Origin of the sequence: Herbaspirillum sp. CF444 (genome assembly GCF_000282135.1) — a bacterium.
Classification (GTDB): domain Bacteria; phylum Pseudomonadota; class Gammaproteobacteria; order Burkholderiales; family Burkholderiaceae_D; genus Herbaspirillum.
Map to the genome: position 1 here is coordinate 52,008 of NZ_AKJW01000115.1, position 25,333 is coordinate 77,340.

General features: G+C 51.9%; 26 protein-coding genes. 10 read left to right on the forward strand and 16 right to left on the reverse strand.

Annotated features, from left to right (window positions below):
• Positions 1–86 precede the first annotated feature (86 nt).
• The 6 genes from PMI16_RS25090 to PMI16_RS23550 form a co-directional block, all read right to left on the reverse strand.
• Entirely contained in the window at positions 87–323 is a 237-nt protein-coding gene (locus tag PMI16_RS25090) for a hypothetical protein (protein ID WP_007884254.1), read from the reverse strand.
• A 204-nt stretch (positions 324–527) separates the two neighbouring features.
• Positions 528–1,331: a transporter substrate-binding domain-containing protein gene (locus tag PMI16_RS23530; protein WP_007884256.1), complete on the reverse strand. Its 804-nt coding sequence runs from the start codon at positions 1,329–1,331 to the stop codon at positions 528–530.
• 29 nt (positions 1,332–1,360) lie between these two features.
• Positions 1,361–2,134: an ABC transporter permease gene (locus PMI16_RS23535; protein WP_007884259.1), complete on the reverse strand. Its 774-nt coding sequence runs from the start codon at positions 2,132–2,134 to the stop codon at positions 1,361–1,363.
• 190 nt (positions 2,135–2,324) lie between these two features.
• Complete coding sequence (locus PMI16_RS23540) at positions 2,325–3,329, reverse strand: ABC transporter substrate-binding protein (RefSeq protein WP_007884260.1); 1,005 nt, start codon at positions 3,327–3,329, stop codon at positions 2,325–2,327.
• Positions 3,326–4,111: an ABC transporter ATP-binding protein gene (locus tag PMI16_RS23545; RefSeq protein ID WP_007884261.1), complete on the reverse strand. Its 786-nt coding sequence runs from the start codon at positions 4,109–4,111 to the stop codon at positions 3,326–3,328. Before PMI16_RS23545 ends, PMI16_RS23540 begins: the two co-directional genes overlap by 4 nt.
• Positions 4,112–4,278: 167 nt before the next feature.
• Positions 4,279–5,169, reverse strand: coding sequence for a sugar nucleotide-binding protein (locus PMI16_RS23550; RefSeq protein ID WP_007884269.1), 891 nt, complete (start codon positions 5,167–5,169; stop codon positions 4,279–4,281).
• Positions 5,170–5,181: 12 nt separating this feature from the next.
• Here PMI16_RS23550 and PMI16_RS23555 point away from each other — a divergent pair, with 12 nt between their 5' ends.
• The 10 genes from PMI16_RS23555 to PMI16_RS23585 all read left to right on the forward strand — a co-directional run bounded on the left by PMI16_RS23555 (position 5,182) and on the right by PMI16_RS23585 (position 15,744).
• Complete coding sequence (locus PMI16_RS23555) at positions 5,182–6,213, forward strand: CDP-6-deoxy-delta-3,4-glucoseen reductase (RefSeq protein ID WP_007884271.1); 1,032 nt, start codon at positions 5,182–5,184, stop codon at positions 6,211–6,213.
• A gap of 293 nt (positions 6,214–6,506) precedes the next feature.
• The gene (locus PMI16_RS23560) at positions 6,507–7,709 is read left to right on the forward strand and encodes an acetylornithine transaminase (protein ID WP_007884272.1); all 1,203 of its coding nucleotides are present in this window, start codon (positions 6,507–6,509) and stop codon (positions 7,707–7,709) included.
• 17 nt (positions 7,710–7,726) lie between these two features.
• Positions 7,727–8,257, forward strand: a complete 531-nt coding sequence (locus PMI16_RS23565; protein WP_007884273.1) for a C40 family peptidase — start codon at positions 7,727–7,729, stop codon at positions 8,255–8,257.
• A gap of 49 nt (positions 8,258–8,306) precedes the next feature.
• The gene (locus PMI16_RS26810) at positions 8,307–8,624 is read left to right on the forward strand and encodes a GFA family protein (RefSeq protein ID WP_007884276.1); all 318 of its coding nucleotides are present in this window, start codon (positions 8,307–8,309) and stop codon (positions 8,622–8,624) included.
• 37 nt (positions 8,625–8,661) lie between these two features.
• Positions 8,662–9,951, forward strand: a complete 1,290-nt coding sequence (locus PMI16_RS23575; RefSeq protein WP_007884277.1) for a site-specific integrase — start codon at positions 8,662–8,664, stop codon at positions 9,949–9,951.
• Complete coding sequence (locus PMI16_RS25540; RefSeq protein ID WP_007884278.1) at positions 9,944–11,656, forward strand: hypothetical protein; 1,713 nt, start codon at positions 9,944–9,946, stop codon at positions 11,654–11,656. Before PMI16_RS23575 ends, PMI16_RS25540 begins: the two co-directional genes overlap by 8 nt.
• A gap of 3 nt (positions 11,657–11,659) precedes the next feature.
• Complete coding sequence (locus tag PMI16_RS26355; RefSeq protein WP_007884279.1) at positions 11,660–13,696, forward strand: hypothetical protein; 2,037 nt, start codon at positions 11,660–11,662, stop codon at positions 13,694–13,696.
• On the forward strand, positions 13,668–14,132 hold the full coding sequence (locus PMI16_RS23580; RefSeq protein ID WP_051994715.1) for a hypothetical protein: 465 nt from the start codon (positions 13,668–13,670) through the stop codon (positions 14,130–14,132). Before PMI16_RS26355 ends, PMI16_RS23580 begins: the two co-directional genes overlap by 29 nt.
• Before the next feature lie 201 nt (positions 14,133–14,333).
• Positions 14,334–14,684: a hypothetical protein gene (locus PMI16_RS26155; RefSeq protein ID WP_157212780.1), complete on the forward strand. Its 351-nt coding sequence runs from the start codon at positions 14,334–14,336 to the stop codon at positions 14,682–14,684.
• 70 nt (positions 14,685–14,754) lie between these two features.
• Entirely contained in the window at positions 14,755–15,744 is a 990-nt protein-coding gene (locus tag PMI16_RS23585) for a DUF3644 domain-containing protein (RefSeq protein WP_034382047.1), read from the forward strand.
• A gap of 205 nt (positions 15,745–15,949) precedes the next feature.
• Here the strand turns inward: PMI16_RS23585 and PMI16_RS26160 are convergent, their stop codons facing one another.
• The 10 genes from PMI16_RS26160 to PMI16_RS23620 form a co-directional block, all read right to left on the reverse strand.
• Complete coding sequence (locus PMI16_RS26160; protein ID WP_157212781.1) at positions 15,950–16,330, reverse strand: hypothetical protein; 381 nt, start codon at positions 16,328–16,330, stop codon at positions 15,950–15,952.
• Between the two features lie 67 nt (positions 16,331–16,397).
• On the reverse strand, positions 16,398–16,793 hold the full coding sequence (locus PMI16_RS26815) for a DUF7079 family protein (protein ID WP_443134903.1): 396 nt from the start codon (positions 16,791–16,793) through the stop codon (positions 16,398–16,400).
• 108 nt (positions 16,794–16,901) lie between these two features.
• A complete protein-coding gene (locus PMI16_RS23590; RefSeq protein WP_007884281.1) occupies positions 16,902–18,488 on the reverse strand; it encodes a phosphorylase family protein in 1,587 nt (528 codons plus the stop codon).
• Positions 18,489–18,637: 149 nt separating this feature from the next.
• A complete protein-coding gene (locus tag PMI16_RS23595) occupies positions 18,638–19,180 on the reverse strand; it encodes a hypothetical protein (protein ID WP_007884289.1) in 543 nt (180 codons plus the stop codon).
• A 186-nt stretch (positions 19,181–19,366) separates the two neighbouring features.
• Complete coding sequence (locus PMI16_RS23600) at positions 19,367–19,666, reverse strand: hypothetical protein (protein ID WP_034382053.1); 300 nt, start codon at positions 19,664–19,666, stop codon at positions 19,367–19,369.
• Positions 19,667–19,790: 124 nt separating this feature from the next.
• Positions 19,791–22,457 (reverse strand): CHAT domain-containing protein, encoded by a 2,667-nt coding sequence (locus tag PMI16_RS23605; protein WP_007884291.1) that lies wholly within the window; start codon positions 22,455–22,457, stop codon positions 19,791–19,793.
• A 152-nt stretch (positions 22,458–22,609) separates the two neighbouring features.
• Entirely contained in the window at positions 22,610–22,876 is a 267-nt protein-coding gene (locus PMI16_RS26165; RefSeq protein ID WP_157212782.1) for a hypothetical protein, read from the reverse strand.
• 103 nt (positions 22,877–22,979) lie between these two features.
• The gene (locus PMI16_RS25095) at positions 22,980–23,717 is read right to left on the reverse strand and encodes a hypothetical protein (protein ID WP_007884293.1); all 738 of its coding nucleotides are present in this window, start codon (positions 23,715–23,717) and stop codon (positions 22,980–22,982) included.
• 243 nt (positions 23,718–23,960) lie between these two features.
• Entirely contained in the window at positions 23,961–24,290 is a 330-nt protein-coding gene (locus tag PMI16_RS23615) for a hypothetical protein (RefSeq protein WP_007884295.1), read from the reverse strand.
• 121 nt (positions 24,291–24,411) lie between these two features.
• A complete protein-coding gene (locus tag PMI16_RS23620) occupies positions 24,412–25,230 on the reverse strand; it encodes an alpha/beta fold hydrolase (RefSeq protein WP_007884297.1) in 819 nt (272 codons plus the stop codon).
• Positions 25,231–25,333 lie beyond the last annotated feature (103 nt).

Sequence of the window (25,333 nt, forward strand, 5' to 3'; positions counted from 1 at the left end):
CGTTACGAGAACGCGTTAACGACAAAAACCCGCTACGAGCGGGTTTTTCATTTCAGCCTGCGCCAACGACAAGCAGCGACGACTGATCAGGCAGTCGTGCTGATCGTGGTGCCGATGACTTCGCCGTTGGAATTGCGCGAAGCCTGGGTGGCTTGTGCCTGGCGTGCTGCTTCGGCACGTTGTTCATCAAGTCTGCGCTGGGCGTTCTCTGCATCCTGACGAGCCTGCGCGGCGCGCGCGTTGTCGAGATTGGTCACCGATGGACCGGTGTCGGGAGAGCTGGGAACTGCGCCAGGAGAGCTGGCAGTAATTGCGACGTCCATAAAATCACCTTTTCGATACCTGGGAACAGAATCATAGTCCGGCCTCAAAATGTGCGGACTTGAACTCATCTTACACCTTTAAAAAGGCTTGCCAAGCTACGGAAGCGTTTGCTTGCAAACCGGCATTGCCGTCCCGACAACGCAAGCAAAGCCGCATCATGACTGCGTGACAACGAATCTTGGCATGACGGCAACCAATGACGGTCAATGACAATCCGGGACGTTCTGATCGAGATAAACCTCGAAGGCGACGTTGTTGACCCACTTCTTTTTGAGCTCGGACCAGAAGTTGCCTGCAGCCCAGTCTGCGCTTGCCTGTTTCAGATAAGAAATTGATGTTGCGTCATCGGCACGCACCGCAAATATCAGCGTCCGGCGGCTTTGCACCGGCAGGCGCGCAGAAAACTTTTTCCATTCCGGCAACTTCAGCAAATCGTTGAGCATGGTGTCGTCATGCACGGCGGCGTCGCAGGCGCCGATGCGTAAAGACAACAGCGAATCGGCCGGCGCGCGCTGCACTTTTTCTATTGCACCGTATTTCGCCGCGATCTTGCCGACATAAGCGCCCCCCTCGGACAGGCACACCGTGCGGCCTTTCAGTTGCTCCCAGCTTTTGATGTCGGTGTCGCTGCGCATGATCGCCATCGCACCGGCGCTATAGCCGGTCGGAATGATCGCAACGCCGGCGTCGCGGCGCAAAGCGTCATTGTCGTCGATCAATGCCAGCACCACGTCGGCGCGTCCCGACTTGATCCACTGCGCGGCATTGCTGCTGTCCGTCTTGGGTGTGCCAAGCTTGCGCCTGAGGCGCTTGCCGATATCTTCGACCAATGTCGATTCGGGACTTTCCGGCGTGCGGAATTTGGCGCCGGCGACATAAGCCGGCAAGGGATACGAGATGCCCGCGACCAGCGTGCCGCGTTGCCGCGCGGCGTCGATGCCGCTGTCGGCGGCATGCGTCGACGCCGGCAAGGCAATGGACAATAAAACGGCGGCGGCAAGTTTCATGACGGAATAGGAAATGCGATCAGACGCGATCAGACATACTGATAGCGCAGCAAACGGTGCTTGAGATTTTCCAGAATCACCTGATCGATCAGCGCCGCCAGAATCGCAATCGCGAGGATGTTGGTCATCACGCCGACCATGTCGGCAGTCTCGCCGGAATACGCCAGCGTGCGCCCCAGGCCTTTGCCGAAACCCACCAGCATCTCCGCCGAAATCAGCGCGCGCCAGGCGTTGCCGAAAGCCAGTTGCGCGCCGGTGATCAGCTCCGGCATCACCGCCGGCAGATACACGCGGCGCAGCATGCCCCAGCGCGACGCGCCCATCACGCGCGCGGCGGACACATGCACCTGCTGCACACTCTCGGTCGCATTCATCACCGACAAGGCCGCCGGGAAGAAAGCCGCAATCGCCACCACCACGATGATCGGCAGATTGCCGAAACCCATCAGGATCAGGAACAACGGCACCCACGCGATCGACGGAATCGACTGCAAGATGATGATGGCCGACTTCAATACTTCACGGAAGAAGAACAGCACCGCGCCGATCAGACCGAAGCCGATGCCGAACAGCAGCGCCGCGCCGTACCCGCCGCCAAGGCGCGTGAGGCTGCCCCACAGCGCAGTACGGAAGGCAGGCGCCTGAATCTCTTCCCACAAGCGCGCCAACACCGTCGGCACGCCCGGCATCAGGAAGTCCGGCAAGGACCACGCAGCGATCTGCCACATCAGCAAAATGAAAGCGATCGCCAACACCATGGCGAGTTTCTTACGATAACCGGTAACGCGACGCTGAGAGCTCATAAATTGAAACTGAGTAAAAATGCAATGGCCGACGAAGTCGTCGGCCTAAAAAAATAGTGTTTCAGTAGCTGTCCGCAATACGATGGAAAGCGTAGCGAGCGCGTCGAGTTCCGATCGAGAAGCGCAGCCGTGCTGGCGCACGGAGAGCATCACAGATCGGAAATCGGCGCGCGCAGTAGCTTTACACGGATTACAATTTGCGGTCTTTTTGCCAGCTGAGATCTACGATGCTTTTGACCTCAAACGGCTTGCCGTCCTTGGTCTTCAGCGAACCCTGCGCTTGCAGGATATCGGCGATTTCCTGCATGCGGTTCTGCTCCTTGTCGTTCAGCTTGGCGCTGAACGTCTGGCTCTTGATGGCGTCGCGGATCACGTCTTCGCGCAACATCTCGCCGTGCTTGAGCGTCTTCAGCGTCGGCTCGGCGATGAAGTAGCCGGCGATCAGCTTGGCCGCATCGGCCGGTTTCTTCTTCAGCAGTTCGATCGCATCGCGTTGCGCATCGAGCGACTTCCACACGGCGGCGCGGCGGTTCTTCAGCGTTTCGCCGGAGGTGATCACCACCATGCAGGGGAAAGGCCAGACTTCGCCGATTTCATAGATTTGCTTGACTGGTGCGATCAGCTGCGCAATACGCGCTTGCGGCTCGAACAGGAAAGCCGCATCGACACGCTTGCCGACCAGCGACTGCACGGCGACTTGCGGGCTGACGCCGAGCACGTTGACGTCGTCCGGTTTGAGGCCGGCATCACGGAACACGACGCCCTTCAGCACCACGTCGGCAGTGCTGCCTTCGGCTTGCGAGGCCAGGTTTTTGCCCTTGAGGTCGGCCACCTTATTGATGTGCGCGTCTTCACGCGCGACGATGGCGTGATAGCCGAGCTGCGCGCCGCTGACGACTTTGAGGTCGGCGCCCTTGGACGCCCAGGCCACGGCATTGGTGAAACCGAACACGCCGCTGTCGAGCTGGCCGCCGACGATGGCCTTGATCAGGTCGGTGCCGGATTTGAATTCGATCAGTTCGACGTCGAGCCCGTACTTCTTGTACAGGCCGGCTTCATAGGCAGCCATCGCCTGCGCATCGTCCATGACGCGCAGGTAGCCGATCTTGAATTTTTCGAGCGCCATGGCCGGTGCGGAAAACACCAGCGCAGCCAATGCCGTGGACGCAACAAGCAACAGTCGTTTCAATTTCATATCCCAACCTCTTCTATTGTTTTGGCAAACTCGTCCTGTTCGGCATGAATGCCGAGCAGGCAGAGAATTTCGCGACGGATCGCCGAGAACTCCGACAGATCGTGTGTCTTTTCGTGATGCACCAGATTGAATTCCTTGAGCACGGTGGCCGGACGTGCGCTGAACACGAAGATGCGATCGGCCAGGAACAGCGCTTCATCGACATCGTGCGTGACCAGCAGGACGGTCGGCGCCTTGCCCTGCACTTCGGAGCGGATCAGGTTGCGCAAGGCATCCTGCAGCGTCATGCGCGTCAGGGCGTCGAGCGCGCCGAACGGTTCGTCCAGCAACAGCGCCTTCGGCTGCGAGATGAAGGCGCGGGCCAGCGCCGCGCGTTGACGCATGCCGCCGGACACCTGGTGCGGGTAATAAGCTTCGAAGCCGGACAGATTGACCTTGGCCAACCAGTCGCGCGCCTGCGCCGCGGCAGTCTTTTTGTCGACCTTCTGGAATTCCAGCGCCAGCGCGACGTTCTGCTCCAGCGTCAGCCAGGGATAGAGTGCATTCTCCTGGAACATCAGCGTGCGTTCCGGATGCGGGCCGGTCACCGGTTTGCCGTCGGCGAAGATGGCGCCGGAGCTCGGCGTTTCCAGACCGGCGGCGATGTGCAGCAGGGTCGATTTGCCGCAGCCGGACGGACCGACCAGCGCGACCAGTTCGCCCTGCTCGATGTCGCGGCTGAAGCCGTCGATGACGTGCAGGCCGGAGAAACTCTTTTGTATGTCTTTAAAGGATAGCTTCATGAGTGCGATGCCAAGTGAATGCGTTGCCGATGCATTGCATGAACAGCAACTTTGCACGGACTTTCAGACGGTAGAACGCGACTTTACTGACATCATGCTGACCGGACAACAATTTAAAAGACGTATGCTTATACGAAAAACAAATAAGCATAGTCCGCCGGCGATATTTATTTTCTTTTCGGCAATGTTTCAAGCAGCGTCTCGACAGTGGGATAGCGCAACCGCACGCCAAGCTCATGATGCAAGCGCTCGTTGCGCAGGCGGCGCGACTCCGACATGAAGGACAGCATCATCGGCGACACCTGCTGTTGCAGTTCGCTGCGCGGCAGGCGCGGCGGCGGCGGCAAGCTGAAGGCGCGGGCGACGGCGTCGAAGTAGTCGCCCATCTTCATCTCGGAATTGTCGACCGCGTGATACACGCGCAGGGGCCGGGCGCGATCGATGGCAGCCACGGCAATCCTGGCCAGGTCGTCGGCATGGATGTGATTGGTGTAGACGTCGTCTTCGGCGCTCAGCGCCGGCGTGCCCTTTTGCAGGCGCTCCAGCGGCAGACGGTCTTGCGCGTAAATACCCGGCACGCGCAGGATCGCCAGGCGGCTGCCGGAGCGCCGCGCCCAGGCGCGCAGGACGCTTTCGGCATCGACGCGGCGCTGCGCGCGCGCGTTGGTCGGCCGGACGGCGCGCGTCTCGTCGAAGCTGGCGCCGCCGCAATCGCCATAGACCCCGGTCGTACTGATATAAACGAGAGTCGCCCGGTCAGGTAAAATGGCGGCCAAATTGCGGGTGCGACGGTCTTTGTCGCCCGAGGATTGCGGCGGAGCAAGATGCACGATGACGTCCGCCAGACGAGCCAGCCGGCCCAGCGTGACGGGTCGGTCGAGATCGGCGACGATCGGAACGGCCCCGGCGGCGCGCAGTTCCGCGCAACGCTCCGGCTTGCTGGTGACGACGATCACGCGAAAACGCTCGTGCACCAGCGGCAGCATGCGCATGCCGACATCGCCGCAGCCGAGCATCAACAGACGCGGCTTGCCGATTTTTTTTACTTTATTGTTCATTGTCAGGATTGTATGAGTTTTCAAGTTACCGTTCAGCCCAGCGGCCATCAGTTTACCTGCGACGAAGGCGAGACCATCCTTACCGCCGCAATCCGCGCCGGCGTCGGCCTGCCCTATGGTTGCAAGAACGGCGCATGCAGCTCCTGCAAGGGCAAGCTGGTCGAAGGCAGCGTGACCCACGGCCCGCATCAGGAGCGCGCGCTGTCGGCGCACGATGAGAGCCTGGGCTTCTCGCTGTTCTGCTGCGCCAAGCCGAATTCGGATGTCGTCATCGAAGCGCGCGAAGTGGCCGGCATCGGCGACTTCCCGGTCAAGAAAATGCCGGTGCGCGTGGCCAGGCTGGACAAGGTCGCCGACGACGTCATCATCCTGTCGCTGCAACTGCCGGCCAACGACCGCCTGCAATACAAGGCCGGCCAGTACGTCGAGTTCATGCTGCGCGACGGCAAGCGCCGCAGCTACAGCATGGCGAACGCGCCGCACAAGGACGAGCACCTGACGCTGCACATCCGCCACATGCCGGGCGGCCTGTTCACCGACCAGGTGTTCTCGACGCTGAAAGAACGCGACATCCTGCGCTTCGAAGGTCCGCTGGGCACCTTCTTCCTGCGTGAAGATTCGGACAAGCCTATCGTGCTGCTGGCTTCCGGCACCGGCTTTGCGCCGATCAAGGCGATCGTCGAACAACTCGAACACAGCAAGTCGACGCGCCCGGTCACGCTGTACTGGGGTGGTCGCCGTCCGCAGGATCTTTACATGGACGAGCTGTGCAAGAGCTGGACGCAAACGCTGCCCAACTTCAAGTACGTGCCGGTGATTTCCAACGCCCAGCCGGAAGACAACTGGAGCGGCCGCAGCGGCTTCGTCCATCAGGCCGTGATCGACGACCATGCCGATCTGTCGGGCTATCAGGTGTATGCCTGCGGCGCACCGATCGTGGTGGAATCGGCGCAGCGCGATTTCGTCGCCAAGTGCGGCTTGCCGGAAGACGAGTTCTACGCCGACTCGTTCACCTCGGAAGCCGATCTGGCGACGGTGCAGTAAATCCGGAGGCGGCGCATGTTGCAAAGTGGCGAGCGTTCTGAAAATGCGGGGCAATTCGCACCAAATTAGTTTTGACGCATCGCGCAAAACATCCTAATATTGACCGCATGAACGCTACCACTATTTCCTTGCGACGCCGCAGCCAACCTCAACGAGGTTTGCCGTGCGCGTGAGTTGATATTGGTCACGAAGCCACAGGCAATCCCTGTGGCTTTTTTTTATCGTTTTTTTCCAGTTCATTATTACAGTTCGGTTACCGCCGCCTTTCACATATCCTTAGCAGGAGTCATTCAATGGAATTCAAAGAGTTCGCCATCAACAAGCTGATGTATGTCACCAACCGCCCTGAAATCGTCTTCACCGAAGGCAGCGGCATGTGGATGACCGACCATACCGGCAAGCGATATCTGGATTACCTGCAAGGCTGGGCCGTCAATGCGCTGGGCCACGCGCCCAAATGCATCGAAGAAGCGCTGGTCGCACAAAGCAAGAAACTGATCAACCCGTCGCCGGCTTTCTACAATGCGCCGTCGATCGAGCTGGCCAACCTGCTGACGGAAAACTCCGTGTTCGACCGCGTGTTCTTCGCCAACAGCGGCGCCGAAGCCAACGAAGGCGCCATCAAGCTGGCCCGCAAATGGGGCAGGGTCAACAAGAACAGCGCCGGCGAAGACCGCTTTGAAATCATCACCTTCAACCACAGCTTCCACGGCCGCACCATCGCCACCATGTCGGCCAGCGGCAAGCCGGGCTGGGACACCATGTTCGCGCCGCAAGTGCCGGGCTTCCCGAAGGCCGACCTGAACGACCTGGCCAGCGTCGAACGCCTGATCAGCAAGAAGACCGTCGCCGTCATGCTGGAACCGGTGCAAGGCGAAGGCGGCGTGATCCCTGCCACGCGCGAATTCATGCAAGGCCTGCGCCGCCTGACCAAGAACGCCAACCTGCTGCTCATCGTCGATGAAGTGCAGACCGGCGTCGGCCGCACCGGCGAACTGTTCGCCTATCAATTGTCGGACATCGAACCGGACATCATGACGCTGGGCAAAGGCATCGGCGGCGGCGTGCCGCTGGCGGCCCTGCTGGCGCGCGAAGAAATCGCCTGCTTCGAAGCCGGCGAACAAGGCGGCACCTACAACGGCAACCCGCTGATGACCGCCGTCGGCGCCGCCGTGATCAAGGAATTGCTCAAGCCCGACTTCCTGCCGACCGTCAAGGCGACAGGCGCGTATCTGAGCACCGAGCTGATCAAGCTGTCCGACAAGCACGGCTTCGAAGGCGAGCGCGGCGAAGGTTTGCTGCGCGCGCTGAAACTGGGCAAGGACATCGGCCCGCAAATCGTCGAAGCGGCACGCGACCTGCAACCGCTCGGCCTGCTGCTGAACTCACCGCGTCCGAATCTGTTGCGCTTCATGCCGTCGCTGAACGTGACCAAGGACGAAATCGACCAGATGCTGACCATGCTGGAAGGGGTACTGGTGCAACTGGGTCATTGATCCGGAGCCGGTAAGCAATGCTCAGCATCTGCTCGTCGAATCCACTGCGCGCGCTCGTCGCCTGCTGCATCGCCGTCTTGCTGACGGCCTGCGGCAGCGCGCCGATGCGTACGCCGGAAACGTCAACGACGACACCCGCGCCGACCGACGTCCGCTCGGAAGCCGCGACCGAACACGGCAGCGAAGTGGCGATCTACGCGTTGGACATGATCGGCACCGGCTACCGTTTCGGCGGCAAGAATCCGGACGCCGGCTTCGATTGCAGCGGCATGGTGTCGTATATCTTCAATCGCGCCGCCGGTCTCAAACTGACTGGCAGCGCCGCCGACATGGCGCGCCAGGGGCGCAAGATCGACAAAGCCAACCTGCGGCCCGGCGATCTGGTGTTCTTCAACACGCTCAACCGACCGTTCTCGCACGTCGGCATCTACATCGGCGACGGACGTTTCGTCCATGCGCCTTCGGGCAACGGCAAGGTGCATATCTCGCGGATGGACAATCCCTACTTCGCGCCGCGCTTCGAGATGGCCCGCGCGTACTTCAACTGAACTGCGTCAACTAAGCTACGTCAACCGAACATTCAAAGGCGGGATGTACATGGACCACCACAAAGGCAGTTGTCATTGCGGCCAGGTCCGCTTCGAAGCCGAGGTCGACATCGAACGCATCACCATCTGCAACTGTTCCATCTGTACAAAAAAGGGATTTCTGCACCATCGCGTGCAGCCTGAGAATTTCCGCCTGATTGCCGGTGCGGACATATTGGCGACCTATCAGTTCGGCACCATGGCCGCCAAACACCATTTTTGCCCGACCTGCGGCGTGCACGTCTTCACGCGGCCGCGCGCGGCGCCTGAGCTATACACCATCAATAAGAGTAAGTTGTATAGTAGGGACGTCCAAACTAATATATAGCACCAATGGACATGATTTACTCTTTCAAAAACAAAGAATGGCGACACTAGAGCATATTCACTTCGTCCCGCATTTCCTAGAACACACGCCAGAGGCAGTCACATATCTGCCTAGCACCAATCGTCCCTCTATAAAAGATTTGCCTCAAATCTTTTGGGCAGATTGCATCCCCTGGAAAGAAGCAAACCTTTGGGCAATGGAGCGCGCGACGACTGGTGACGCGTCCCTGAAAACCGTTGCCAGTAACATGAATGGTCTCCTGCACTACGCCACTTTTCTTGAATCTCGAAATCTGCAATGGTTCGAATTCCCTACTCGCAAAGCTGATCGCTGTTTAGTGCTATACAGAGGCACATTGATCAAGATGCGCGACAATGGCCAGATCAGTCCGTCCACAGCCTCTGAATACATGCGCAATTGCGTCATGTTCTATCGATGGATCAGACATAAAGAATTACTGTCGTCTCGCCTTCCTTTATGGAAGGAAAAAACCTATTTCATCAAATACTTTGATCAGATTGGTTTTGAGCGCACGGTGAGCGGAACCACAACCGATCTCAGCATCCCGAATCGCAAACGTCTTGGTCAAACACTGGAAGATGGGTTACTGCCGGTATCGCAAACTGATCGTGATGCCATTCTGAATCTGGCTGCGCAGTATGCGTCTCCCGAACTCTATCTCATGCTAGTGATTGGATTTTTTTCAGGAATGCGCCTGGGAAGCATCTGTAGCCTCACGATTCAAACGCTCGAAAATGCCACTCCTGACCCTTCGGCCAAAGGATTGCTTCGCCTTGCAATCGGACCTGGAGCATCTCCGCCTGTACATACGAAGTTTGGAGTAACAGGACAGGTTTGGATTCCAGAAACTGTGCGGGATGAACTGCTAGAGTATGCACGCAGTACTCGAAGGATGGAGCGAGAAGCGAAAGCAGCTCCTGAGAATCGAGACTTGCTGTTTTTAACTCGCTTTGGAAATACCTACGGCAGGCGTGGTAGCGATCAATCCTCGGCAGTAAATGTAGAGATGTCCAAATTCCGAAAGCGTGGCCTCAAAGAGGGATTGCAGGTACTTCGAAAATTCCGCTTTCATCAATCTCGTTGCACCTTCGGAACTGAGTTAGCTCGCCTGGCGCTTTCCAATTGTTCAGACGTCTCTATTGTGATCGCAATAGTTAGCGATGCGTTACTTCATAGTCCAAATTCCGAGGCGACAACATTCAAGTACATTAAATTTATACAAGCAGAACCGATCAAACGGGCTCTCGCAAACAGCTTCATGACGGCATTCAGTGGAATCGACTTTGAGACGCAACGTCATGAGTAATCTCACATTTCCAATGCTTGAATACGGTTTAAATCAGGCTCCCTGGGATCTTTGTCCACTCTTATACCGTGGCGGTGCCGGTGAAAAGGTAAAAAAGGCACTACAGAAAATAAAACAAGGTCATCTCGGTGATGTCATACCGGAGCGTGTTGAACTTGTGTCGCAACTACATGAAATCTTGGTCGGAGATCTTATAGGTGGTGGTAGTCGCTTCTCTGCGAATAACAAAATCGTCGCGCTACGATCTTTTTTTACTTGGTGCGATGAAAGACAGGAACACTTAAGTCTTGAGACCGTGACCAATGTATTCATTCATTGGGCCGATCACTTATTACATCGCCACCGTGTTGAGAGCTACCTCACTCAAGCGTCTTTATACGACCTTGTTAGACTGACAGCTACGATGTTTGATCGTGTCTTAGGGCGTGAATCAAGTTTGATTAAAAGTACCCGCATTCGTAAGCCTATCGGCAAAGGAAGAAGTCAAACAACCAAGTCGGACAATCAGAATCTGAAAAACACCTTCGACTTCGGCCACGTTTTAGCTGATATCTGCAATGGACTGACGTGGGAGGCAACTACAGGAGCACTGCCGGTTTGCATAACACTACGTACCGGCCAAGTATTGAAACAATGGTCAGGTCTGACGAATCTGGATAAACCGACGACTCGAATCAAAAAGCCACCGAGCATTGGGGAGAATAAGAAGTCTGAGGCTAGACGCGCTGCCTGGAACCAAGACCTAAGATTGAGCACTCGTTCTCCACTCCTCAATTTACGTATTGAGAGCGAATTGCTGATGTTTATCGCGCAGACTGGCATGAATTTACAACAGGCTCATACGCTTCGGGTAGAGCAATTTCACTACACCAGCCACTTAGATGGTTATCAGGTGCGTTCGTACAAGAATCGCCGCAATGGAGAGGTGCTGTTTGAAATCTACGCAAACTATCGAGATTGGTTCGAGCGTTATTTAGCTTGGCGCGCCCAATGGTTTCCAGACGAATCTGATGGGCTGCTATTCCCGCTAGTACGCACCGGTGGGCGAATCAAGGAAGCAGCCCCACAGTTCGTCAACCTTGTGCGCGTTTGTAAAACTATTGGAGTGCAGATCATACGCCCAGGGAAACTGCGAAAAACACGCATCAACTGGTTGCTTCGTGAATCTCAAAATCCAGAGCAGGTTGCGGAATTAGCACAGCACACGATGGAGACATTAATTCGTGTCTATGTCGACCCGCATCCACAAATTGCTATGGTGGAGATTACCCGATTCCATCAACAAACAGACCCATCTATTTCTTCTCCGGCTCCGGGACGATGTGTAGCGGCCATTCCTGAAGTCATTCACGAAATTCCCCAAAGCGCGCCACGTCCAGATTGCATAAACGCAGCCGGCTGCCTATTTTGTACTCAGCACCGAGATATCGAGAGCGAAGATCATGTGTGGTCACTCACTAGCTTGAGCCACCTTAAGTCACTTGAATTGGCACTATATCGCCCTCCAATTGCTGATAGTCAAGCTGCGAGCCGCCATCCAGCTTTGATTACCATTGAGCGACTCACTGCCAAGCTGAAGTTCTTTGAAGAAAGTAGCCACGGCCGTAAGCGTTGGGTAGATGAGGCCCGAGCACGCATAGCAGAGGGGGAGTATCACCCTGCGTGGGATGGGTTCATTCGGCTGGCAGAACTCAATAATATTTAGAAAATGAAAACCGATATTTCCGAACTAGGCCTTGCCATCCAGTCGCCTCTTGCTATTCCTAGCGCCCCCAATTACCGCCCCCCTTGCTGGCCACCGACACTAGATTGGCCCGTAGTCATTGATGCTAATGGCGATGTAGTAAGTCGTTGGGGAGATTCTACTTGGCAGCTATATCCGTGGGCCGGAAAATCCGTCACTCTCAATTTCGGCGACGGCCCAACAAAAAAAATGGCAACCCCGATCAATCCTGAAAACGCGAATTTATTGCGGATCATTACGGGTTGGTGGTTGTATGGGCCCAATGGGGCGCGAGGATATAGGAGTCTGAAATCACGATTCGACCAAATGCGCCGTCTATTTGCCCTCTGCGCTCAAGAAGGGATACTAGCGTCCGATCTATGTAGATTTCCTCGGGTGGTAGATCGCATTCCGGAGATTATTCAATCGTCGCGATCGTTGGAATTTCTGGCGTTATTACATGAACTATACGAACGACGAGAATCTTTGGGCTTTATCTTGCTGGACCGAGGAAGATTGGCGCGTCTTGCCGCTTCCTTGCCAGAGCATCATACTCGCCAAACTCCTTACATTCCTCCTAGAATTTGGAACTATCAAGTTTCGCGCTTACGAGAATGTTTAGATGACTTCCTTGCGCATCGTGAGCAAGTTGAAAAATGCTTCTGCTTTTGTCTAGATGCTTACCGACATAATTTCGCGACGACTCAAGGCAATTTGAATCATCCGTTTAAATGGCCATCAGATGGTCAATCGGGAAAATTAACAGGCCGACGTTATTACGGCCCGTTCATCGAAACAGCGCGCCGATTTGGCATCGCGGATCTTATCGAACGCTGGCTAGGAGTTAGTGGAAATGATATGTCCATTCTTGCGCTATCCAGCTATTTGAGCTATGTGAGTAGAGCCGGTCTTGCATACCTACTGAACTTTAGCCTGATGCGAGTTGAAGAAGCATGGAATCTCCGCACCGATTGCTTGCAAGTGGAACATGACCCTCGTTTCGGTGACATTCATGTTCTTCGTGGCCGTACGACCAAAACGCTGTCCGACGACAATGCACTTTGGGTGACATCCCCGTCAGCAGAATTAGCAGTCAACGTCATGCGATCCATCGCCCATCTCCGGGCACAATCTGTCTCGACGGAGCAGGTTGCGCGCAGAAGAAAAAATGATTCTTCTGCGCCCTATTTCATCGATTTCGAACAGGAGCCATGGGGACAAAGAAGGATTAAAGTCAAATTGAATGTTCGTCCGACTATTCCATCCTATGCGCACACGATTCAAAAACTTAACTCACTATTCGATCCTGAAGAGTTACGAATCTTGCCAGCAGATCTTACCTTGGCACGTTTGGCGACCCCGACACTATCCGACGAGTACGAGGTTGGAAAAATATGGCCGTTAGCTTGGCATCAATTGCGCCGAACTGGAGCGGTCAATATGCAGGCATCTGGTCTAGTGAGTGACGCTTCATTGCAGTTCCAGCTGAAACATGTGGTCAGGGCGATGAGTCTGTACTACGGACAGAACCATTCGAGAATCCGGCTAGAAGAGAAAGCGCAGACTTTGTATATTCGCACGATGTACGAAATCTTGGGGCGGCACTTGCAAGAACTTGCGCATGATCGATTTTCCAGCCCACATGGGCTGAAGAGAAAGTCTGAGATTGTTCGTCTGATCTCTCCGACTGAAACAAAAAAAATGATCGCTCTTGCAAAGAAAGGAATCGTCGCTCATCGTCCCATATTGCTGGGCGTCTGCACTAATCGAACACCGTGCCCCTACGGTGGCATTGATAACATCGCTCATTGTGGGGGAGGAGATTCACTTGATGATTCTAAGCCCTGCCCCGATGTGCTGTATGACCCCAATAAATTCAACGAAGTTGCAGCGCTAGAAGCTATTTTGGACAAACGCTTGGCTGCCGCAGACGAGGGCAGCCCATTGAAAGCTTCATTGGAAGCTCAAAAACGTAGTGTAGAAAATTATAGACATGTCATCCAAAAACCAGAACTTCGCTGAATCAGCCAAGCATTTGAGCGCCACTGAATCGTACCGTGCGGCGTTCGAAAGACTCAAGACGGGACTGCCTGAACGTCTTCCCAAAGGAACTCAGGTGACACAAAACAACGTGGCAAGGGAGGCCGGCAGTGATCCCACTGCACTAAAAAAATCGCGCTTCCCTATTCTCATTGCGGAAATTCAAAAATACGTTGAAGAACACGCTGAAGGCCGACCGCCATCTATACGCCAAGCCACTCTGTCGGCACGTAAAAAGAATCGCGGCCTTCGCGATCAGATCGAAACCATTTCGCAACAACGAGATCACCTCGCTAGTCTTTTAAACGAAGCCAACGCAACTATTCTTGAACTGTACGACCGCATTGCAACACTCGAAGACCAGTTGCCAGCATCGAACGTATTGGTACTTGATCCGCAAGGCTCCAGAAAACTCTAGAGGCATTTAAGATGCTGAAGAGCACCTATTCACTGTTTTTACATTTTTTGGAGTACTTTTTAGCGATTGGATGCTGGTAGGCTTGGCAAATCTTTTAGCAGATCCGCGCTCCATCTAATCACCTCTGGTGATAACGGACATTCCAACTGATTATCCCGAGCATAGCCATGATATTCTCCGCATCTATTTTCGGAGCAGGCGATGAGTCACCAAGGGGCGCAACCGCTATTCAAATTAATCGCCGCCTTTTATGCGGTGATTAACGGCCATATTCACCGCAATATATGCGGTGAATGTTGTGACTATATTTTGACGACACCAACACCGTGCGCAACTTTCTCGGCTGAATCGCTCTTACCCATGCTCATGTTTCGCATGTCGGCGGCGAAAGCTGAGGGCGTTCCGATGAGTGCAAAGAGATCTCGTGCCATCGTCGGGCTGCGACGAACAGAAAATCGAGTTATCCATACTAGATTTAATTCTAATGTCGATAGTGATTTGATGCATTTTGACGCACCCCGGGGCGTTTTTTTCTTCACTGATTCCGCATGAACTGGATGGCGTGAAAATCAGCGTCAGCACGCTATGATGGCGTCAGTTCTGGACTAATTTGGGGGAATATATGAGAGCACGCTCGCTTGTAATTCTTGATAAATCCGTCGCTGCGATGGTTGCCGCAATCGAGATATATAACAAACCTGTTTTTATGTATCGGGAAGAAACATTCGCGGTCCTCGCCATAAATGCGTGGGAGCTGCTGCTTAAAGCAAAGTGGCTGAAAGATAACAAAAATAAGCTTGCAAGCCTGTACGTTTCAGATACGGGCGGCGCTAAACAGGCGCTCTCAAAGTCCTCACCCAAGTCTCCGAGGCTCCGCTACAAAACGAATCGAGCCGGCAATCCCATGACCCATAGCCTCGACCATTTTGTTAAAAGCCTAGTTGCCAGCAAAGCCCTTGACATCGAAGTGGAGCGAAATTTGTTGGCACTTACAGAGGTACGGGATAACTCGATCCACTTCTACAACGACAATCCCAGTTTGGCAGAGCGTCTTCAAGAACTAGGAACGGCCGCTGTAAAAAATTTCGTTATCGCTAGCCAGGAGTGGTTTTCTATGAACTACGCAGACTACAACTTTCATCTCATGCCGCTCGCGTTCTTCAATCCGGTGGCCGCCGCAGATGCGATTGTTCTAACCAAAGAGCAAAGACGAGTCGTCAGCTATATCGAAAGTATGGAGACAAACAAAGAGAGCGATCGCCATTATGCTGTCTCGGTGAATGTAAATCTAAAGTTTGTCCGGTCCACTGCCACGCATGCGATGGCAGTGCAGCTATCAAATGATCCTGACGCGATGCCGATCCAGATGACGGAAGAGCAAATAACTGCCAAGTATCCGCTGGACTACGCCCAAGTCCAGAACCGTTGCCGTCAAAGGTACAGCGATTTCCTCACAAACGACAAGTTTCACCTCCTAAGAGCATCAGTTTCAAAAGACCCCAAATATTGTCGAGTGCGAGAGCTGGATCCAGGCAATCCAAAAACACCCAAAAAACCATATTTTTCAGAGGCAATTATGACGTTTTTTGATCAGCATTACACAAAAAAATAGTGAGTTACCGCGTCCTCGGTATTCGCATTCGGCAGCGAAAATTCGCTTCGCAAATGTGAATCGCCCCGACTTTACTAGACAAATTTAAGCTTAAAAATTGTTCCATACAAACTGCGAGGGAGGTCTTCTTCTGGCCGATTGCTGACCTCGGTGGAATACATCAAAAATCGCTCACGATTGTACACGCCTTTCATAAACCAACTCTCTACTTTTGGTTATGCATCTCGTCAAACAGACGAGCTATGGTGGGCAGCCTATTCTCCCAATACCATTTGCATTCTTCAAGAGTGATTTTTTCGGCGAGCGATTCCATGCTTTTGACACGCAAAAAAATCACAGGTAGGGATGCTCTAAAATCATCTAAGCCGCCGAGGTTGCGGCTAGCATCTACAACTTCAGACTCGAATGTATTTATCACACCGAGAAATTCGGGATGTTGCAATTCACATTGACGTAATGACTTAAGCGTAAGTGCAAAAACCATATAATTAGCCGGCGGAATTCCTGGCGCATACTGTGCAAATACTGGCGTCGAAGATACTCCTATAGCCAGCAGTAAGATTATTTTTTGTGCGATATTTCGCATTTAGTGGTTCTCTGTTTTATAAGACGACGTAACGTTATGAACGACAGCTTCTGGCCGATTGCGGCCGTTAGGACTCTGTTGTGCTCCTATTTTTACGGAGCACGTCAATTTGTTTTTCGACTGATGCCCAAGCCCCACAACAATATCGTTTTAACGGGTTGAAACGCCATGAAAAATAAATTCTATTTCTTCTATACCGCTTCATGACACGCTCAATGACAAAGTCCTCAGGCCATCCACTCCATTCACCTGCAATGGCGAATAAGTTAGGAAGAAATGCCGGCCATACCTCTGAGAACATTATTCGTTCAAGCTCTTTTTGTGAGTATGGGGATAGGGAGCAAACTTCCGCAATATGTGAAATCTCTATTTCCTGAAGCTCGTTGTCTAGAAAAAACGCTGCCATCGCATTCCAAACAGGCGCTCTATTAGAGATGTCGTCACTAGGATGTAAGAGTGGCATTTTTTTGCTAGTTAGAGGTCTGCTCTTGGCCGCTGATTGTAGATATCATATCTTACGGTTTAGCTTTCATTCTTCTTATCGGAGTTGAGCTTTGTATATCAAATGAGCTTACTTACTCAACAATGAACGAAGGCGAGCGAAAAGACCAAGACCTGGCATTCTTGATGGTTGTAGCTGAGTGGCTGCTGGCAGATTGGCAAATGGATCTTTCTCGCTTAAATCTTCGTCGAATAAGATTACCAATGCCTGTGATGCTATTTCGTCAGTAAAGGCTGCTTCAATTTTCCAGAGGACATCTCGATCAGTTAAGGCAACGTACAATCGCTTACCTGCATCAAGCAGAGGCTGAAATTCTTCAACAGTGTCGAAAATAATCGTCATCATTTCAATGCGACGAATATCAATGTAGATATCTATACACTCGGGATGTACATAGATCGCTGGGGATGCCCTCCACTCCAGTTCAGCACGACACTTCGCCTTTGTTTCTGACAAATTAGGGTGTGGATTGTGAATCTCAAATCGCACGCCATTCTTCGATCTGGCATGCAATTTACTTTTCATTACCAGTTTTCCTGAGTCAAGCATGTCCCGTTTAAATTTTTGCCAAGCCAGCTGCCCTCCACGCCCTTTAGCTTCGACCGTCAGTTTATCGATGACATATGGATCTCCATCATCATCAAACGTTACACCATGAGGGAGGACATTTACGCGCACTGTCTTAGCCTTGCCATGCTCAAACGCATTCAATGCCAATTCCTTAAACAACACAGTTAAGTTGCTAGCAAGAAAACGGTCTATTGCCGCGCTACCGGTATAAAAATCGATTACAGACTCAAGCCCTCGGAGGGCTCTATTCACTTGGTGGGTAACGGAGTCGTCAGCGGAGAACAAATCTTTTCGAAGTTCAAATGAGTGCCCCAGAAGAACATCAGCTAAGCTTTGTAAGCCTTCCTTGTGTTCGCTATCTATCGGAATCGCTGGTAAGCCATTCAAGAGAGTTTGAGCGGCCTTTTTTGACACATTATTCTGCGGCGTGCGATTGAAATCATCATCACCGAAGTCAGATACTGCTTTAATTATGAGCCACGGAATAGATTTATTTTCGCAAGATGGTACTACGACAAATCCCTCCATTTCCCCTCCATGAGCGCTAGGAAATTTCGTGATTAGTTCATCGCGTGCTGTTGTTTCTTCGTACAATTTTTCCACAGAAAGCATAATCGATGGTGCGATTACGCCTACTCCAGCAAATCCTCGAATAACTTCCTCGGGCATCGAAGTCTCGAATGTCTTAGGCTGTTCCATTAATCCAGACTTGCTGGCGATCGATCGATTTACAGAGATCAGCGAACTCCCCACCAAAACATCGCCAATATCCGTCAGTTTCGGATTTCCCCAGCACACACCACAAAGCACAACCGCTGCCGGTTTCGGATATCTTTCGTTTGCGATAAAATCACTTAAAAAGCGTGATGCGGCCCCCGCGCCAGCAAAGGCACCATCGCCGTCCAGCACAAGCACGATTCGATCAGCTGCAACACCCAAGTAAGCGCGATGCGATGAATGATGCGTAACAAGCTTACGATGCGCCTGCATTACGCCCAACACTGCTTTTCGTTCATGGGAATTTGTCGTAAGCACGATAACAAACGCGCGGTCGAGAATACTTTTGTAAGCTTGCAGATGACGCACACACTCTCCTACAGGAATTTACTTCGATAGCAATGCTTCTGATGAGCATGTCCCATTATCCGAATATCTTGCGATGGCCGCTACTGGCCGATTGCGGGCTTTCATGCCAAGCATGAAATGTGCTGGGTTCTGGTATGTACCGTACTAGCTCAATAGATTTCGGTCATCAAATAGAAATGTCCGCCTAGCGGCCGAATGATAATTTCAGAAGCCTCGTCTGCCTTCGGTTGCTTGGCCGCTCGGTCAGAACGGTCATAGACTAACGCGTGGGTTTCGATCCGACTCAGGAAATGGCCTCGTGATCCGAATCCCCACATCATCTTTCCCTCTTTCTCCGCAGGGAGATGATCAACAACCCAATTGTAATAGGGACGAGCAAGCTGGAATCGTAGCCAGTCCGAATCAAAGCCAAGCGACATGACCAGAGCGATCAGAAAAAATATAGCCGGCGCAGCTAGAATAAATATTAGTCGACGCCATTGCCGCCGCTGGACTGATATCACCACTTTTATCAGGCCTGCTATCGACAGCCCCAAAAAGCAGAGGATCATGCATGGCAATAGGAAGATCGTCCAGCCGGCATAACGCTCAATTTGGTCGACGGAATAAAGAAGCAGTGCTAGGGCCATCCACGACTTCACATAGATATGCGGAACACTGCTATTGATGTTTGACTCGCTGGGATACGTCATCTTATTCTTGATGTATACGTTGTCTTTATAACACCCAGTCTAAGGCTATTCGGCTATTAGTTGTTGACAGCGGCCTGACGAAGCGGGGTGCCTCCCTGAAGATGCCCGCCATCTGACCGAGTCATCCGTTAGCAACAATATAGCTCGATGGAAGTCCGTTTCTGGCCGATAACGGACGAAAAAATATCACTCACCGACAGGGCCGAGAGGTATCCAGTTCGATTTATACGGGTCCTCTCCCAAAGAAATAATCCGCTTTTGTAGAGCCAGGAAAACATCGTATTGCCCCGTTCTTCCCGCTTTAATCTGCTCAAGCTCTTCTCTAGATATTTGGTCTTCTCGCCAGCAAACTTGATGAGCTCCTCCGTCGTAGCGCACAAAATAGGCATCGCCACGTCTCACTATTTCCATGCCATTCAACGCGTAAATTTTCTTCTCTTGCACAATTTCCCCTTGTGAAATTATGTATTCATGGTCAGTCTTCATACGTCCGTTTCTGGCCGATAACGGACTTATTAACTGCTCCCCCGAGATAATAACGCTGGTGTAATTCACTCAATTCGTCTTATATAAGTGCTGGTTCTACTCAATATACTGCTCGAGTTTCTCATCACAACCCGTAATAGACATAGGCCGAGATATCATCCTGGCTAAAATCATGATTTGCGGCCCAAACCTTGGTCCTGCGCAAAGCTTCCGATACAGAAGTGGTTTTCAGCTCATCGTAAAAATGCTCAAAGAATTCGCCGGACTTCCTGACTTCGATTGGCCATAATGCCGAAATCACACCGATGCTGCCCGCCTCGAAAAATGAATATGTCAGCCCGATGACCCCATCTCCAGACTGATAGGTACCATACGCGGTATCGCAGGATTGAAGCACCACCAGGTCGCTGTGCAGGCTTAGTCCGGCTATTTTTGAGGCAGTCAGGAAGCCGTCGGTGCTCGGCGCTCGGTTGGTTTGTGCCAGCACAATGGCACTCAGCATGGGGTTATACGGATTCACATAGCCATGCGCGGCAAAATGGATAATCCGATAGCGTTCCAGGCTGCCATGCCTCATCAGGTCGTAGATCGACGCTTCGCTGGCCCGTTCATCGCTGTAGATATTTTTGCGTGAAAATCTCTGACCGATATGTTCGATGGTCTCCAGAGAGTACGGCAGATTCTTGAACCAAGCAGTGTAATTCAGCATTGCAATGGGCATCAGTTCCGGCTGGTTCTTTACTTGGTCGGAGATAACAGCCAGATCCATCTGGCTCATGGAATGCGAGCGCTCCCGCTGGAGCGATACGTTGTTGTCGTATTTCGTGATGCTCTCGTACGAAATACCGCCGAAGCCGAGAAAATCGTTGCGGTCACTGTCAGTGTACTGCTTTTTCATTTCAGTCAGATTGTCGTAGATCATGAAAGTCGGCAACATGCGTACTGAAAAAGACTGATACATCTTTTTATTGTTGATCGTTAAATCGTCGAAAGCGATGCCGCCTATTTCGGCATCGGGACTGACCAGCAATTTCCCGCCGGCTCCCAGCTTTTCTTGTATCGGCGCAACCAGTTTGTCGCTCAGGATACGTAAATATTTTTCAGTTTCCTGATCATTGCTGCGAATCGCGCGGTTGGTGGACAGCACTTTATTGCGTGTGTAAAGCCGGTAGTCGTTAATCGTCTTTTTGATTGCCGTCGAATCGCCCAAATTTCGTGTATAGAGTTCTTTGCCATCATAGACAAAAACCCATAGAGAACCGCCCAGGAATTTATAGCTGATTTTCAGGGCGTCCCGCTCCAGCGTGTTCATCGCAAGATACCAGGCCGGCGGCGTTTTCGAGGTCGGAACGGAATCGTTGAAATTATGATTCAGCGAATAATCAAGCAAGGTTTTGCCAAGTTCGGCATGCGCCTTGTTCAGCTCCGGGGAATCGATATGCAGACTCTTGTTCACCGCAATTTTCTGGTTAACTTGCGTCAACTGAAATTTGATGTTTTTAAAATTTTTGTATTCAGTGCTGTTGATCTGCCCTTCCAGGTTTGAAAGCTGGAATTTTTCGGACAAGGAACGGCTTTTGAAATATTCAATCAAGAACAATGCGTCGAATCGATTATGTGTCAGATTCAAGCCAATCAACATATTGATCATCGTCTCGGACTGCCTGACCCAAGTCGACAACAACTGATCGTTGTCAGCGATTTTCTTTCTGAAGTCGACCAGCGACTTCAACATTGCATTTCCGTATGACAAAGCCTCATCCGCCTGGTTTGAAGCGATCAGATTTTGAGTCAGATTGAAGCCATTGATCAAGGCTTGCGGGCTGGCGAGCTCGTTACTGTCGGCATATTTTTTGTATAGATCCTTTTGATAGGCAATTGCCTTTTGCAGATCGACGCCTCTGGTACTGACGCCAAGATCGGACTGCGCCTTGCCAGCCAGAACCTTGTTCTGAAAGCCCGGGTTCGATGTGATTTTGTAGACGTCCTGATTGATTTGAATCGCCTTTTCCCGCGAACCTGTTTCACGTAACGCCGTGGCCCAGATCAGTTTTGCGTCCAATATTTCGGCGTTGTCTTCGCTGATGCCGACTTCCTGCATTAGCCGCAATGATGCCTCGATCGTCGACAGGCTTTTGGTGAAGTTTCTCAGTTTGTTATAGTCGTAGGCGATATTTTTGAGAAAAATCCCTTCGCGGAACTTATTGCCGCTGATGGCGGCATTCGATTTGAAATCGGCATAGGCAGCAAGATCGTACTCAAGTGCTTTTTCAGGAGCGCCGAGGTTCGCATAGACTTCCCCAAGATGCGTATAAATCAAATTCAAATTATCTCTGGACTGTGCACGCAGAACGATACCTTTGGCGTCCTCCAAGATCAGCACCGCATCATTGAAACGCGAGGTGCCGATATACACCTCTGACAACGATACTTCGGCAGACACCAAAATTGAATTGCTCTCGCCGAGTTCGCTCTTGCTATTCTTCAAAACAGCCTGCAGCATGTCCATGGCTTTGGGTATATTCCCTGCCTTCTTATACAGATTGGCGGCAAGGGTCTCCAGGCATAAATTGGCGGCACTCGTATCCGCATCCTTCTTTAATGGATAGCGGGATTGCTCTTGCAGGACAATCGGCAGCGCTTCCCGATATTTCGCACCGGCGACCAGACTGGTGATTTTCCGATAAACATCCCCGCACGCCGGTATATTTTTATAGGCAAGTTCGGCATGGACTCCACTCGAAGCAAACAGCAGCGCCAGAAGCAAGATTGATCGCATTTTTATTTTCATTGTTAATCTCTGGCCGATTGCGGGTGCTGATATCAGCGGTCAAATTGAGTCGAGAATTCTAAAGAATGGGCTGCCACCTGCTGACACGGAAAAGCTCTGATGTCTCCTTCTGGCCGATTGCGGACATCGGTTAGCCGTTTTCTTCTAGCAGACTATTGCCGCAAACGAATATTCAAAAGCGGCAAACGAAGTTCGCGAATATTTTTGTTGGACTTAAATTCTTCAATCTGCCGTAGTTCGAGAAGATATCTATCCCAGAAGGAGTTCCATTTCTTCTTTTTCTTAGGAGACGGAACATGAAGCTTCCAATGAACCCGAATGCTTTCGCGACCACATAGCGGGCAATGAAATGCATTGATATTTTGGTCTTTGCGCTGCAATTTTTTACAGTACAAGCAGGCAAAAGTTCGATTACTCATATATTTCCTGTATAGGAATCGTAGCGCTTTGTGCTCTTGATGAATGCCCGTTTCTGGCCGGTTACGGCCGTTCACTGACGGAAACAGAATTTAATAACCGGGCTTAGTGAGTTAGAAAATCAAAGACAACTTTCAGCAGCTCCTTGCTTCTCAGGTTTTGACGGTCGTTGTCGTCTCTATTTCGAATAAGGACAAAAGACTCCTCAGACGGTGAGAGCACTTCCACAACCTGGCCTTTATAGTTGGAAATTTCAATGAATCCATTTGTGACTCCGCTGAGATTTCTAATCTCTCGCTCCAGCAGTTCAAATTTCACAAAGACATCCGAATTTCCAGTTCCTGATTTCGTTCTAGGATTGTCAAACCTCAACATTATTTTCGGAGATGGTTGTCTTGCCCAGTCCAAGATGGGGATAGTCTCTTTACGTAAAATTGAAAATTCCTCTCTTGACTCGCTTCCGGTGAATTCGAATTTATGAACGGGGAAGCAGAACGTTAATTTTTCACGCTCTTTATCCAATCTTCCTTTGAAATATTCATGACAGTCTTCACGCACAAAAGCCAAGTTTGAAAAATTTCGCTTGTTCGATGGAAGTTCAGAAATATCAAACGGGGAATTTCTAATCTCGCCAGGTTGATTATGAAAAATAAACAACGCAAAGTCATCGTCTGCCTCATCCGCAGAAAGGAGAAGAATATCTCTGGCATTTCCAACGTCTCTACCTAGCATCACATAATAGAAAAATGTCGATTTAAGCAACACATCTTCGCATCTAAAGATTCCATCGCCCAAGTCATAGAGACCGGAGAAATTGTCCTCCAAATTTTTCCGAGTTAACACAATTTATCCTTCCCTTTAGTGATGGCACCGTCTTCCAAGTATGAATTCGAGCGCGAAAGGTGTCCGTTCTTCTGCAACGCGGGCATCCCTCGAGGTACTTTTATGAATTCGGATAGCTGCATAATTTTTAGGAAATGGTTTGTCTATTGAACGTCTGCAACTGGCCGATTGCGGACTCCCGTTCGCAAACCGATTGCTACCCTGGTGGCTAGAGTTGGAACCGACTCGACGTATGCGCTGAAGCTAGTCACTCAAGGGTAGGATAAGTTCTGAAACTTGCACATCGATAGTCACGATGCACTCCTTAATCGCAAGTGCTGCGACATTTTCAATGTAAGCTACTTTATCTTCATGACCTCGCACAGTCACAGACAGTGAAATATCGTGCGGTGTCAGCTCAAAACTCATATCGCCATGAGTCGCAATTCCAGTCCCAGCGGACCAAACCACGGGGCCGAAAAATCTCTCCGCCAAATTTTTATAGTCGCCTATACCAAATTGAGCGTCCATCTCAATCTCTTCAATAGAAAGAGGATGACCCTGTGACTTTATGAGTATGAAATCTAGGCTCATCGCTTCTCCTTATTAACGGCTGCTCCTGGCCGATTGCGGACTTTCAGCGCGATCCACAAAGAAGCTAGCCTTCACAACTTACAAACTGTCTTCCAGCAGATGAGCGCCATGGTCGTACGATCTATTGGCAATCAGCAAGTATTTTCAGTAGCCACTCAGTGAAGTGTTCGGGCTGCTCAAGACTTGGCAAATGGGCGGCGGAGGTCAGTATCTCGAGCTGTCCCTTCGGGAGTCTTGCGGCGAGCTGCGCGCAACGTGTCTGGATGTGCGGTATATCCAGATTGCCGCACAGGATTCGTACTGGAACGGCAATTTGATCGAGTCGCTCCCATGCGGGCTCGGGTTCGACAGCGCGACCAAGGGAAGGCGTAGCCAAAGCGATCGCGTTCATAGCCAAGAACAGGTCGCGGGCTTTTCCGCTCACGCGCCCCTCGTCCGATTGCGGTCCATCAAGCCAGAGTGCCGCTTGCAGTTGATTGACCTTATTTAGATCTCCTGACTTCCTCGCCAATTCGGTAGCCTCGAGCAGCCGCTGCACCGCAGTGATGGGTGTTGCGGCTGGTGCGCCGCCGACACCCGGCGCGACCAGCACCAATGCCGCAATTTGATCTTGAGAGGCGAGAGCTGCGTCAATGGCAATGCTGCCACCCCTCGAGCAGCCAACTAAAATGGCCGGCTTGTCACTATCGGCCAGTTGATCTAGTACAGCAAACAGATCGTCTGTCTGGCTATAAGTCTCGTCAACCATGCTCGTCTCACCGAAGCCTCGGCGGTCGAACGCGATTACGCGATAGCTGGACGCCAGCGCGTTAAATTGATGACTCCACATCCGTCGGTCCGCGACATTGGCATGGAGGAAGAGGATCGGTTGGCCGTCACCGGCCCATTCAGCCGCTATACGTGCGGTACCGCTAGTGACGATTTCCCGCATAGTCTGCATCAACCTTGTCCTCTTAAGTACGTTTTAACTCACGATTATTAACCACTGGCTCGTCGCTGTCGAATGGCTCAAAATGGCCGATTGCGGACTTGGAATGCCGGCG

Bases quoted from the DNA above. Each gene is read 5' to 3' on its own strand.
- PMI16_RS25090 (WP_007884254.1), bottom strand. From the start codon at position 323: ATGGACGTCGCAATTACTGCCAGCTCTCCTGGCGCAGTTCCCAGCTCT.
- PMI16_RS23530 (WP_007884256.1), bottom strand. From the start codon at position 1,331: ATGAAACTTGCCGCCGCCGTTTTATTGTCCATTGCCTTGCCGGCGTCG.
- PMI16_RS23535 (WP_007884259.1), bottom strand. From the start codon at position 2,134: ATGAGCTCTCAGCGTCGCGTTACCGGTTATCGTAAGAAACTCGCCATG.
- PMI16_RS23540 (WP_007884260.1), bottom strand. From the start codon at position 3,329: ATGAAATTGAAACGACTGTTGCTTGTTGCGTCCACGGCATTGGCTGCG.
- PMI16_RS23545 (WP_007884261.1), bottom strand. From the start codon at position 4,111: ATGAAGCTATCCTTTAAAGACATACAAAAGAGTTTCTCCGGCCTGCAC.
- PMI16_RS23550 (WP_007884269.1), bottom strand. From the start codon at position 5,169: ATGAACAATAAAGTAAAAAAAATCGGCAAGCCGCGTCTGTTGATGCTC.
- PMI16_RS23555 (WP_007884271.1), top strand. From the start codon at position 5,182: ATGAGTTTTCAAGTTACCGTTCAGCCCAGCGGCCATCAGTTTACCTGC.
- PMI16_RS23560 (WP_007884272.1), top strand. From the start codon at position 6,507: ATGGAATTCAAAGAGTTCGCCATCAACAAGCTGATGTATGTCACCAAC.
- PMI16_RS23565 (WP_007884273.1), top strand. From the start codon at position 7,727: ATGCTCAGCATCTGCTCGTCGAATCCACTGCGCGCGCTCGTCGCCTGC.
- PMI16_RS26810 (WP_007884276.1), top strand. From the start codon at position 8,307: ATGGACCACCACAAAGGCAGTTGTCATTGCGGCCAGGTCCGCTTCGAA.
- PMI16_RS23575 (WP_007884277.1), top strand. From the start codon at position 8,662: ATGGCGACACTAGAGCATATTCACTTCGTCCCGCATTTCCTAGAACAC.
- PMI16_RS25540 (WP_007884278.1), top strand. From the start codon at position 9,944: ATGAGTAATCTCACATTTCCAATGCTTGAATACGGTTTAAATCAGGCT.
- PMI16_RS26355 (WP_007884279.1), top strand. From the start codon at position 11,660: ATGAAAACCGATATTTCCGAACTAGGCCTTGCCATCCAGTCGCCTCTT.
- PMI16_RS23580 (WP_051994715.1), top strand. From the start codon at position 13,668: ATGTCATCCAAAAACCAGAACTTCGCTGAATCAGCCAAGCATTTGAGC.
- PMI16_RS26155 (WP_157212780.1), top strand. From the start codon at position 14,334: ATGAGTCACCAAGGGGCGCAACCGCTATTCAAATTAATCGCCGCCTTT.
- PMI16_RS23585 (WP_034382047.1), top strand. From the start codon at position 14,755: ATGAGAGCACGCTCGCTTGTAATTCTTGATAAATCCGTCGCTGCGATG.
- PMI16_RS26160 (WP_157212781.1), bottom strand. From the start codon at position 16,330: ATGCGAAATATCGCACAAAAAATAATCTTACTGCTGGCTATAGGAGTA.
- PMI16_RS26815 (WP_443134903.1), bottom strand. From the start codon at position 16,793: ATGCCACTCTTACATCCTAGTGACGACATCTCTAATAGAGCGCCTGTT.
- PMI16_RS23595 (WP_007884289.1), bottom strand. From the start codon at position 19,180: ATGACGTATCCCAGCGAGTCAAACATCAATAGCAGTGTTCCGCATATC.
- PMI16_RS23600 (WP_034382053.1), bottom strand. From the start codon at position 19,666: ATGAAGACTGACCATGAATACATAATTTCACAAGGGGAAATTGTGCAA.
- PMI16_RS23605 (WP_007884291.1), bottom strand. From the start codon at position 22,457: ATGAAAATAAAAATGCGATCAATCTTGCTTCTGGCGCTGCTGTTTGCT.
- PMI16_RS26165 (WP_157212782.1), bottom strand. From the start codon at position 22,876: ATGAGTAATCGAACTTTTGCCTGCTTGTACTGTAAAAAATTGCAGCGC.
- PMI16_RS23615 (WP_007884295.1), bottom strand. From the start codon at position 24,290: ATGAGCCTAGATTTCATACTCATAAAGTCACAGGGTCATCCTCTTTCT.
- PMI16_RS23620 (WP_007884297.1), bottom strand. From the start codon at position 25,230: ATGCAGACTATGCGGGAAATCGTCACTAGCGGTACCGCACGTATAGCG.